General features: G+C 37.8%; 7 protein-coding genes. 2 read left to right on the top strand and 5 right to left on the bottom strand.

Features of this window, described 5'->3' with window-relative positions; translation table 11 throughout:
• Positions 1 to 7 precede the first annotated feature (7 nt).
• A complete protein-coding gene (locus tag JFU54_RS14395; protein ID WP_060749166.1) occupies positions 8 to 403 on the bottom strand; it encodes an NUDIX hydrolase in 396 nt (131 codons plus the stop codon).
• On the bottom strand, positions 400 to 741 hold the full coding sequence (locus tag JFU54_RS14390) for an ASCH domain-containing protein (RefSeq protein ID WP_012261378.1): 342 nt from the start codon (positions 739 to 741) through the stop codon (positions 400 to 402). Before JFU54_RS14390 ends, JFU54_RS14395 begins: the two co-directional genes overlap by 4 nt.
• Before the next feature lie 139 nt (positions 742 to 880).
• Between JFU54_RS14390 and JFU54_RS14385 the strand changes: the two genes are divergently transcribed.
• On the top strand, positions 881 to 1,438 hold the full coding sequence (locus tag JFU54_RS14385; protein ID WP_002128459.1) for a CatB-related O-acetyltransferase: 558 nt from the start codon (positions 881 to 883) through the stop codon (positions 1,436 to 1,438).
• Positions 1,439 to 1,485: 47 nt separating this feature from the next.
• Here JFU54_RS14385 and JFU54_RS14380 read toward each other — a convergent pair whose 3' ends face one another.
• Entirely contained in the window at positions 1,486 to 8,958 is a 7,473-nt protein-coding gene (locus JFU54_RS14380) for a DUF7507 domain-containing protein (RefSeq protein WP_201064887.1), read from the bottom strand.
• Between the two features lie 116 nt (positions 8,959 to 9,074).
• On the opposite strand from JFU54_RS14380, the gene JFU54_RS14375 reads away from it, so the two are divergent.
• Positions 9,075 to 9,824: a (S)-benzoin forming benzil reductase gene (locus JFU54_RS14375; protein ID WP_201064884.1), complete on the top strand. Its 750-nt coding sequence runs from the start codon at positions 9,075 to 9,077 to the stop codon at positions 9,822 to 9,824.
• A gap of 35 nt (positions 9,825 to 9,859) precedes the next feature.
• Here JFU54_RS14375 and JFU54_RS14370 read toward each other — a convergent pair whose 3' ends face one another.
• Entirely contained in the window at positions 9,860 to 10,693 is an 834-nt protein-coding gene (locus JFU54_RS14370) for a GNAT family N-acetyltransferase (protein ID WP_201064882.1), read from the bottom strand.
• 66 nt (positions 10,694 to 10,759) lie between these two features.
• Positions 10,760 to 12,268, bottom strand: a complete 1,509-nt coding sequence (gene argH / locus JFU54_RS14365) for an argininosuccinate lyase (protein WP_201064880.1) — start codon at positions 12,266 to 12,268, stop codon at positions 10,760 to 10,762.
• Positions 12,269 to 12,307: the final 39 nt, after the last annotated feature.

The raw sequence follows: 12,307 nt of genomic DNA, 5'->3' as shown, positions 1-12,307 counted from the left end.
TCAGACCTTATATTCCATAATAATCAAATACACATTTGGCCACATCATAAGGTTTTACATTTAAATTTGGCAACTCATTTACCGGCATCCATAAAGGAATATAACTCCCTCTATCTTTCAGCTCGAACTCCTCGCCTTTACCACTTCCGAAAACTCCACCTATAATATGGGCATTATAATAATACTCCGTACCTTTATACTCCACCTTTGCAATCCGATGCTCCACTTGTATATGTACCCCTAATTCTTCATAAACCTCTCGCTTCGTTGCTTCTTCAGGCGTTTCTCCTTCTTCAATTCCCCCGCCTGGAAAAACAAAATACAGCTCACCTTCTCGAACACGTTTTATAAGAGCGATTTTACCACCTTGTATAATTATAGCTGCACCGCGATTTCTTCTCACTTTATTACCTCAACACCAATCGCAACTGTTCCCCATTCTTTTTCTTGTTCTTTTGTATATATTCCGTATGTACTTTCTAACATTTCTTTTATACTAAGTTCTTCACAATCAAATAATTTTTTATCAATTTGTTCGTACATTGCTTTAAAGCTTTCGTATCGTTTTATCTCCGTTACTTTTACAGCCATCGTTTCTGCTGTCGTAAGGTTCGTAAATACAATTTCATCGTCTTGTTTTATAAGTTGACGTTTTCTATCGTATAAGCGTACTTCATATACTTTTTTTCCTAATTGAATCGACTGAAAAGGTTTATTATATAATCCCATTTCGTATCTCATACATTTCACTCCCTTTTATTCATCTTGCCTACTAACATTTTTGCACATTACCATTTCATACAACATAGTTCGCCTTACTTCACCTTGCATATAATGTTCCATATCCATTACTTTCTTTAGAGAGGATGCTAAAATTGGTATGTTATATTTAAATCAAAAACCTGAATATAATAAATATGATATCGGTGATTATACTTACAGTAAAGTAGGCCCTATTATTTTTTCTTGGAATGATGAAACAAAATTAAAAATAGGTAAGTTTTGTTCATTAGGAGAAGAAGTCGTTTTCGTACTTGGCGGTGAACATCGTGCTGATTGGATAACAACTTATCCATTTAATGTCCTCTTCGAAGAAGGAGCACACATTACTGGTCATCCTTCTTCAAAAGGTGATATCGTAGTCGGCAATGATGTATGGATTGGTTATCAATCCTGCATTTTATCTGGTGTTACAATTGGTAACGGGGCCATTATCGGGGCCAAGAGTGTTGTTACAAAAGACGTACCTCCATATGCAATCGTCGCTGGTAATCCTGCCAAACTAGTTCGATATCGTTTCCCGCAAGAAATCATTGAAAAACTAGAAAACCTTGCATGGTGGGACTGGGACATTTCCGTTATAAAAGGAGCTATTCCATTTCTACTCTCCAACAAAGTCAACGAATTTTTCACTTCTCCCGAAGAAGAAGCTACTTGATCTAAACAAAAAGGGCATCCTATTCTTTCAGGATGCTCTTTTTGTGTTTATTTTTTATTTATTCGCAACTGATTACACGGAGAACAGTGAAATGGAATTTTGTCTAAACAATTAAAGTTTGTTTCACAAATTTGTTCTATCGTTGGAACAAATGGAATGACAACTATGTTACTATCTATTATTTGTGTAACAGGTGGCAATACTGTGCCTACTTGATGTTCGAAGCGAATACTCGCTTGATTAATATAATTTCCTGAACCACTTGGTGCACTCTGAACTGTTACTTGGAACGAAACTGTCCGTGCTTCACCTGGATTTAAACTTCCTATAAGAAACCCTGATACTGGGCTTACATTTGGCACTGGCGTATTGTCAACAGTTACACTTCCAGGAACAAATCGAAAACTACTATCTAACATATCTTGAAAACGAATATTTTGTATCGCTGTATCCCCCGTATTCGTAATAACTGTCGTAAACGTAATAACATCGCCTATCGTTGCTGATTGAAGATCTGCCGTTTTTACGACTGTTGTTGAAACATTTTGAGGAATAAACGGGATAACAACTGTATTACTATCGCCTTCAACTACTACTGGCGGCTCATTAGGATTTACGGTTGCAAGCCCATTCGCTGTAGCTGTATTTGTTACTAAGTTATTTATTTGCCCTCCTGTTATTACAACTTGGAAATTAATAATTGCTGCATCATTCGGCTGAAAATCACCTAAAAGGATACCAGTATTCGGATTGGCAAATGGAAAAGGTACATCATTTACCGTTACCGTGCCATTTATAAATAACGTATTTGGGTCAATGATGTCTGTTAAAATAATATTCGTCACAGGAACTGTACTATCATTTATAACAGCAATTCCGTAAGTGACAACATCTCCTACCATTGCTACTTCAAAGTTTGCTCCTTTTGCAACAAATAAGATTGCAGTATTTACCGTTACAATAACTGTATTACTCGTGTCCATCACTGTAACTGGCGGTTCCCCTGGTACTAAAATATATTCTGCCGATGCCCCAGCAACGTTCACCACTGTACCACCATCTGGAAAACTTGTAATTGTAGCTTCATATGTTACAATCGCCGTCTCACCGACTGGAATGTCTAAAATCGTAAATCCAACCTGCGGATTTACTCCTGGACGTGCTACCCCATTTACCGTTACACTATTTGGTACAAAAGCCGCTTCCGGAGATAACACATCAATAAATTGAACATTCATTGCATCAGCCGTACCAGTATTTAATATGCGAACACGGTACGTTACCGTTTCTCCTACTCCAACAATTGAATGATCTACTTCTTTCAGCATATCTAAACTGCCTCTATTTACTGGTGTGACTGTCGTATTACTTGAATTCGTAATTGTAAACGGTGGTTCTCCTGGAATCAATTCGAAATCACCAGTTACTCTCGCTGTATTCATAATGCTACTAGAAGGCGGAATTACGATTACATTTACTTCAAATGTGATTAGTATGCTATCTCCTACTGCAAGATCCGGTAATGAAAAGCCTACAAAAGGATCTAAACCTACTTGTGGAATCCCATTTATCTGTACACTCCCTGGAACGAATTCTAAACTAGGTGATGGAACGTCAATAAATTGCACATTTGTCGCTGTTACCGTTCCTGTATTTGTAACTTGCACACTATACGTTAACGTATCTCCTAATCGTGTCGCCTGTTTGTTGACAGTTTTTATAACATTGAATCGCCCTCTATTTACCCTTGTTATTGTCGTATTACTCGGCTCTGTTACTACAACTGGTGGTTCTCCTGGTACTAAAGTAAAACTTCCTGTTATATTTGCAACATTCGTTATCGTTCCTGAAGATGGAATATTTGTCACTGTCGCTTGGAACGTCACTATAGTCGTATTGCCAACAAGTATATCGCCAATTCCAAACCCTGTAATCGGATTCAAACCAGGTTGTGGAGTTCCATTTACCGTTACACTATTTGGTACAAATGACGCTCCTGCTGAAATCGTATCAATAAACTGAACATCGTTAGCTGTTACTGTTCCTGTATTCGTTATTTGCACTGTATACGTTAATACATCTCCAACTAAGGTAGCAGCTCTATTGACTTGTTTAATAACATTAAAGCGTCCTCTATTTACAGTTGTGAGCGTTGTGTTACTTGGCTGATTTACTATAACTGGTGGTTCTCCTGGTACTAATATAAAGCTTCCAGTAACATTTGCCGTATTGGCAATTGTTCCGTTTGATGGAACACTAACAACGGTTACTTGGAACGTGACTTCTACACTTCCCCCTGAATTTATATCTGGAAGTGGGAATCCATTATTAGGATTGAACCCAGGTTGTATCACACCACCTATCGTTACACTATTCGGCACGAATGCTATAGAGGAAGGTAATACATCACTATATTGAATATTCGTCGCTGTCACTGTCCCTGTATTTTGAACTACTGTCGTATATGTGATTGTATCGCCTACTGCAACAATTGGCTCACTTACTGATTTTAAAACATTCAAACCAGGTTCATTTATTTCGGTTAATGTCGTGTTACTTGTCGTTGTTTCAGTAATAGGCGGCTCTGTTTCACTTACAGCAAATGTAGCCGTAACATCTACAAAGTTAACAACTGTTCCACCTTCTGGTATGCTCGTTACCATCTCTTGATATGTGACAAGTACAAAATCATCTACAGGTATATCTGGAACTGTAAAACCGATAAAAGGATCTAATCCTGGTGCTGGTACCCCGTTTATGCTCACACTTCCTGGTACAAATGCTACACCCGCGGAAGTAGTATCTATAAATTGAACATTCGTCGCTGCCACTGTTCCAAAATTAAAAATCAATACATCATACGTTAAAATTTCTCCTACAGTCGCTACTTCTTTATCTACTAGTTTTAACGGAAAAATAAACGCTATATTAATTGTCGTAACGACTAAATTTGTTAATATCGTTTCCGTAATCGGTGGTTCCTGCGGATTTGGTTGTGAAGTAAATGTAACGTCTGCATCATTTAATATGACTTCATTATCTGGAATTTCTGTAATCGTCACTCGGAACGTTACCTCAATACTTCCACCATTAATTAATAATGGAGTAACTGTAAATCCTATTTCTGGATTTAAACCAAGTTGCTGCACCCCACCTATCGTTACACTATCTTCTACAAATGTCGTTCCTTCTGGTATGACATCTTGGAAGAACACATCTGTAACAGGTATAATTCCTACGTTTGAAATTAGCACGGTATACGTTAATACATCCCCAACCGCTCCAGTTGCAACGTCAACTGTTTTTGTTGCTGTTACTTCACCAGGAGGAGGTAACGGTATCGTAACTACTGTCGTATTACTTGTATTCGTCGTTGTTACAGGGGGCTGTAAAGGATTTAATAAAAAAGTGGCCGTAGCAGCTGCCGTGTTTAGTACGGCTCCACGCGTGGATGGCGCAACTACTGTTACTTGGAACGCTACAGTCAATGATGTGCCAGCAGCTATATTAGGAAGCGTAAAACCTATATTTGGATCAAATCCAGGTTGAGGAGTTCCATTTATCGTTACACTATTTGCTACAAATGTTGTTTCTGGAGCAATTGGATCAATGAAAGAGACATTCGTTGCTGTTACCGTTCCATTATTTCTAATGACAACAGAATACGTGTAAATTTCTCCAAGTGCCGCTTGTTGTACAGATGAAGATTTTTGTATATTTAACTGTGCTGTGTTTACTTGCGTCACGACGAAATTGCTATTCGTAACAGTCGTTATTGGAGGATTAGCTGGATTTATAAGAAAACTTGCAGTAACGTTTGATTGGTTTCTAATATTTCCACCACTCGGGACACTCGTCACTATAACTTGAAACGTAACTGTAACGGTTTGCCCAACTGGAATATTCGGAACTGGAAAACCTACCACAGGGTCTGCACCTTGCTGAACAACTCCATTTATCGTGACACTATTCGCTACAAACGCAGTTCCAACAGGAATCGGATCTTGAAAAATAATATTTGTTGCAGGAACAGTTCCTGTATTTTGAATAAGAATCGTATACGTTAACGTATCTCCTACACCTGCTTGCGGTGTGTTTACACTCTTTATTACATTAATTGATCCTACATTCACTCGCGTCACAACAATATTACTAATCGTTACAATTGTAATTGGTGGTTGGAGAGGACTTACTTGGAAATCCGCAGTTACATTCGCATTATTCGGAAGAACTCTATTTGGTGGTACACTCGTGATCGTCACTTGAAAAGTAACTGTTACCATCCCTCCTACTGGAATATTAGCAAGTGGAAATCCAGTTGTTGAGTTTAAACCGGGTTGAGATATCCCGTTTATTGTTACACTATTTGCTACAAACGTTGTTCCAGATGGAATTGGATCAAGGAATGATACATTTGTTGCTGCTACTGTTCCACTATTTTGTATACGAACTGTATACGTTAACGTATCTCCTACACCGGCTTCACTAGCACTTACGCTCTTCATTACATTTAGCCCTGAAGAATTCACAACTGTCATAACAGTATTACTTGGTACTGTTACAGTAATCGGTGGCTCTGTTGGATTTACAAGGAAATCTCCAGTTACATTCGCATTATTTACGACATTATTTCCTTGGGGAATTTCATCAATTAATACTTCAAACGTAACAATTACACTCGCGCCAGTAGGCAAATTATTTAATGGGAATCCAAGTTCTGGATCTGCCCCTTCTTGTAAAACACCATTAACAAATACACTGTTTTCAATAAATAATGTCCCTTGTGGAATTGAATCTTGGAAAAATACATTTGTAGCTGGTACACTACCTGAATTTATGACTTCGATTGTATATACTAAAACATCCCCTACCGTTGCAACATCCGTATTCACTGCTTTCACAACTTCAAAATTCCCTGATTGTACAGTTGTACTCACAATGTTACTAGGAACATTGATTGTTACTGGCGGTTCGCTCGGATTCACTTGAAAACTTGCTGTTACATTTGCTTGATTTAAAATATCTTCATTTTCTGGATCCTGTACAATTAATACGTCAAATGTGACTACAACGGTTTGAGCCGCAGGAATATTTGGAAGAGAAAATCCTGTATTCGGATTCAATCCACTTTGCGGTACTCCATTAATCGTTACAGTATTTGCAACAAATGAAACAGCGGAAGAAATAGTGTCTTGGAAAAACACATTTGTTAACGGAACGTTTCCTGTATTTTGGACGGCAATCGTGTATGTTAAAGTGTCCCCTACTGCCGCTTGCGTTGTATTCACTTCCTTTATTACATTTAAACCACCTGTATTAACTTGTGTTACAACTGTATTCGTTTGTCTATTAATCGTTACTGGCGGCTGATTCGGAATAACGACGAAATTAGCCGATACATTTCCACGATTCGCAATCGTCCCTCCTGATGGCGTAGATGTGACTCGTACTTGAAAAGTCACTGTCCTACTTCCACCTGGAGATATATTCGCTACTGTAAACCCAGTCGCAGGATTTGCTCCAGGCTGTGAAACCCCATCTACAGTCACACTATTTGGAATAAAAGTCGTTCCAATTGGGATCGGATCTTGAAAAATAACATTTGTCGCAAGTACATTTCCTGTATTTTCAATTGTAACGGTGTACGTAAGAACGTCATTAACTGTCGCAAAAGCTCTATCCACTGTTTTTCTCGTTCTTATATCAGCTATATTAATAGTAGTAAATACAGTATTACTTGTCGCTTGACCTGAAATTGGTTGTTGGCCAGGCACTGGAGTAAAGTTAAATGTTACACTTGCACGGTTCGGAACTGGATTTACAAGAGGATTAGATGTTACTCGAACTTGAAAGCGCACTACAGTCGTTTGTGAAGCATTAATACTTCCAAGATTAATACTACTTGATGGATTCGCTCCTGGACGTGCTACTCCATTTACCGTAACACTATTTGCGACAAATGTTGTTCCTGCAGGGATACTATCAACAAAAATAACATTGTTTGCAGCAACATTCCCATTATTCGTGACATTAACTGTGTACGTTAATACGTCATTAAGCGTTGCCGTCTGTAGGTCTACAGATTTTTGCATACTTATAGTTGCTTGATTCACTGTCGTTTGTACTGTATTTGAAGAAGACGTACTTGTAATAGGGGGACTACCGACAAAAGGACGGAATTGATATGACACCATTGCACGATTTGGAATAGGGTTTGGGTTCGGGAACGATGTTATTCGAACTTGAAATGTAACAATTCTTTGCGTGTTATTTGGGATTGTACCTAAATTAATTCCATTCGCTGGATTCGCACTCGGTTGTGTTACTCCACCTACCGTTACACTACCTGCTACAAATGTCGTTCCGTTCGGAATACTATCTTGTAATACAACGTTTTCTGCACTTCCTGTTCCTGTGTTCGGGACCGTAATCGTATAGGTGAGAGTATCCCCTACCCCTGCAACTGTTCTATTAACCGATTTAACAGGATTAATGATTGGACCTGTCGCATCAATTTGAACACCAAAACCAGCTGCAGCGTATCCATCTCCATTTGTGACAAAGCGAACAGTTGCTGACGTCTGATTGTTTACTAAAGAAGATGAGGCGTCTACATTCGTAATATCCCACCCTTGTCTTCGGACTGCTAAAGCGATTCCTAACGGCTGATTCAAATCTCCAAATGTGCCGCTCGTATCTAGATTGCCACTATCATTACAAATTTGTGATTGAAAGAAATTATTCGCGGGGTTTCTCGGTCCGAATAATGCGACTGTAGCATTTGCATTCGGTCCAAAGCGAAGCTGATCTCCAACAATATTAGAATCACCTTCTTGAGCAGTTACGAGCACTCTTCCTGTAACAGCTCCTGTTGCTGGAGTAGCAAATCCTGAAATAGTAGCATCAACTGGCGGGGATGAAGCATCGATAATTTCTTGACCTGCATATACTGACAAATTCCGAAGTGGTAAACTTGCATTTTGATAAACCACCTCAAGCGTCCAGCCAGCTGAACGACTGATTGTTGGATCAGCTGAAGTTCTTGCAGCTGGCACGGCACCTGTTGTATATGTGCCTGCCCCACCTGCACTTACAAGATTCGTTACATTAGCAGAGCGAGCATAATAAAACTGGTTTCCTACCGAACCTTGCTGCGCGGTAGCAGGGTCTGGCGTAACTGAAAATGTTCCTGCTGGTGTTGTAAATGTAATATTATCATTTAAAAATGGTAATACATCTTCCGTATCAGTCCGGAAAGTACCAGCCCAAACCAACTCTGCATACAAAATACTACTCCCTGCCGGAAGGTTTAAAATTGCACTTGAAGAATTCAATTGCCAGTCATCCGTTGTTCCTGCTGGGAATCCTGGTACTTGTAACGACGTATTTACTGTCGTAAATACAGCAAGTGTACCAAAAATATTACCTGGCGCAGGCGATGTAGGACTAAGTCCCAACGTATTCCCAGTGAACGTGACGGCACCAGTTACTGTTGTTGTAAAGCGATTCAAAAAAGGCACGTAATCATCTCATTTCATTTATAGTAAAAAGTGCTCTATACTATAAAATGTAGACAAACTATAGAGTGTACGTTGTCCAAAAAAATTCCGCACATACGAGAGGAGTTTATAAAACTATGCGCTACGTTATCGTAACAGGAACTTCACAAGGTTTAGGTGAGGCAATCGCCGCACAATTGTTAGAAGAAAACACAACCATCATCTCTATTTCTAGAAGAGAAAATAAAGAGCTTGCAAAACTCGCAGAGCAAAACGACAGCAATTGTATTTTCCATTCCATAGATCTTCAAGATGTACATAATTTAGAAACTAATTTTAACGAAGTCTTTTCATCTATTCAAAAAGACAATGTCTCATCGATTCATTTAATTAATAATGCAGGAACACTTGCACCAATGAAACCTATTGAAAAGTCAGAAAGTGAACAATTCATTACGAACGTTCACATTAATTTACTTGCACCTATGATTCTTACATCTACTTTCATGAAACATACGAAAAACTGGAAAATAGATAAACGAGTTATAAATATTTCGTCTGGAGCAGGGAAAAACCCTTATTTTGGATGGGGCGCTTATTGTACAACGAAAGCCGGTGTAAATATGTTTACGCAGTGCGTAGCTACTGAAGAAGTAGAAAAAGAATACCCTGTAAAAATCGTTTCTTTTGCACCAGGTGTTGTTGATACAAATATGCAAACACAAATTCGTGAAACAAATAAGGAAGACTTTATTAACTTAGATCGATTCACCGCATTAAAAAAAGAAGGAAAGCTACTGTCACCTGAATATGTTGCGAAAGCTATTCGTAACTTACTAGAAACTGAGAATTTCCCGCAGGGTGAAGTAATTCGAATTGATGAATAACAAAGAGGCACGCTATAATAGCGTGCCTTTTCATTCTATTTCTCTAAAAATATGAGTACAGACTCCATCATCTTCTCATAACCAATCTCTTGATAAATTTTATTTGATGTTGGATTTGCCAGGTCCGTATATAATGTCGTTGTTTTGTAACCCTCATCTAACATACGTTGACTAAGTGCAGCGACACAACTAGATGCGTACCCTTTTCTCCGAGCTTCTTTCGGTGTATATACGAAATTAACTGTTATATTGTTTGTAGTCGGTCTCGTTTTTGCAGCTACAGAAACAATCTTCTCGTCTACTTCTAAACCAAATAGACGATGATTAGTAATTAATGTATGAGCAGTTTGTTTCGCTTCTTCTTTCGTAGTAGGAAGCTTCACATCTTCGCAAAATTGATATATCCACTGCTCTATTAATGTTAGCTCATCACTACTTACTTCTCGAAAGATTCCATCTCCGTTCCACTTTTTCTTTACTTGTTTTAATTCATATATACCTTGCTCCATTGCAACATTAGTTTTCTTATTCTCTAACACTGCAATCTCTTCCGCTAATTTCTGTACGATTTTTTTATTACCAATCAATCCAGGAATATTTGGATATACTTTCGTTAACTCTTTTGCAAGTTCCTTAATAGCTACTGCCGAAATCTCAGACGTAGCAACAATTATTTGTTTCTTTTCTTCTGTTTGAAGAAATACAGCTGCAATTTCTTCCTCTTGTTTTGCTACTCCTATAAATATCGGTTCTTGGACCATTTGTAATACACCTAATATGAGATTATTTTCCTGCTCATTCTTCTCTAAAAATGGTGTAACCTCTTCTGTAAAATTAAGAATCTCTTCATATACATGTAATTGAATCATCGACAATCTCTTCTCTCTATTTATAGTTTCATTAAGTATTGGCGATTAATTCATTAAATCCTTCTTTTACGATTTAATAATGTTCGAAGCTAACGTATTCAAATCATTTTCAGCTTGTAAAATTCTTTGTTTTTCCTTTTCAAATACCTCTTCTTCTTTTTGAAATGACTCTTTTCGATTTTTAATCATACGCTCCATCTCTTTTTTACTCGGTCCACCATATACATTTCTTTTTTGAATAAAAGCTTCTGGTGATATAATTTCTTTCCACTCTTCTTCTAATAAATTCACTTTCAAATTTTCTTGTAAGTATACATTTATGTCTTTGAAATTTAATTCATGTAATTCTTTCTTCTGCTGCATAGACATATTCGCAATCGCACTTGCTGCATGATGTGCATGCCGAAATGGTATTTCATAGTTTTTTGTTAAAACATCTGCGAAATCTGTAATCGTAATCGCGTGTTTATATGAACGACTTTTTAACGTTTCCTTTTCTACTTTCATCGTTCGGATAACTGCGTTCATCATACAAAAAACACGAATCGCCTTTTCGATTCCTTTATATAAATACGGCTGCAAGTCATCCTCCGTATCGACAATATCGCCAAATGGTGTATTATGAATCATTTGAAATACAGTAAATGCTTCCCCTAAAGCACTACTCGTAATAGCACGGGCATGTTCTATTGAAACAGGATTTCGTTTTTGCGGCATAATACTACTTATTTGCACATATGGCTTCGCTACAGTAATCCCATCATATTCTTTCGTCGCTAATAGTAAAAAATCATGAATCCATCTACTCGTATTCGTCATAATAACCATTAGTAACGAGCTAACTTCTAATAAATAATCTGCTCCAGCAACAGCATCATATGAGTTCTCAATTACATTTGTAAACCCAAGTAACTGTGCCACTCGTTTTCTCTTAATTGGGAAGCTTGTTGTAGAAAGGGCAGCTGCCCCCATTGGAGAATGATTTAAAAGATGATACGCTTTTTTCATTCTTTCTAAATCCCGTTGCATCGTATCATAAATTGCCAAAACATAATGACCAAATGTTGTCGGCTGCGCCGGTTGTGTATGTGTATACGCGGGCATAATTGTTTCCATATGTTCATCGGCGAGCTCCAGCATACTTTCTTGCAGCAATAAATGATGTTCCATTAACCGCAATACAAATTGCCGTAAACTCATGCGATACATCGTTACACCCATATCATTTCTACTTCTACCGATATGCATATTACTTACAAATTCACACTTTGCTTCTTGAGAAAGCAAATGTTCAACTAAGAAAAAAAGATCTTCATGTTGCTCTGTATATAACAACTTCTCCTTTGGAATCCTCTCTACTTTTTTAAGTGCGATTAATATAACTTTCGCTTCTTCTCTTTTCATTAACTTCTCTTCAGTTAACATAGTAATATGTGCCCTATGCACTTGAAACATATCTTTTAATAAATAATTACGCTGAAAATTAAATACGTGCTGTAATATACAATCTACATATGTTTTCCCAGGGAAATCAGCGCCTTCATTCTTAATAAACTCTTCTTTACTCTGTTTCATCACCTTTTCCCCTTTCGCCTAAGTGTTACTACCCATCAT

It is taken from the genome of Bacillus sp. TH19 (assembly GCF_016651075.1).
GTDB lineage: Bacteria > Bacillota > Bacilli > Bacillales > Bacillaceae_G > Bacillus_A > Bacillus_A mycoides.
This window is presented reverse-complemented; position numbering and strand designations above follow the sequence as displayed.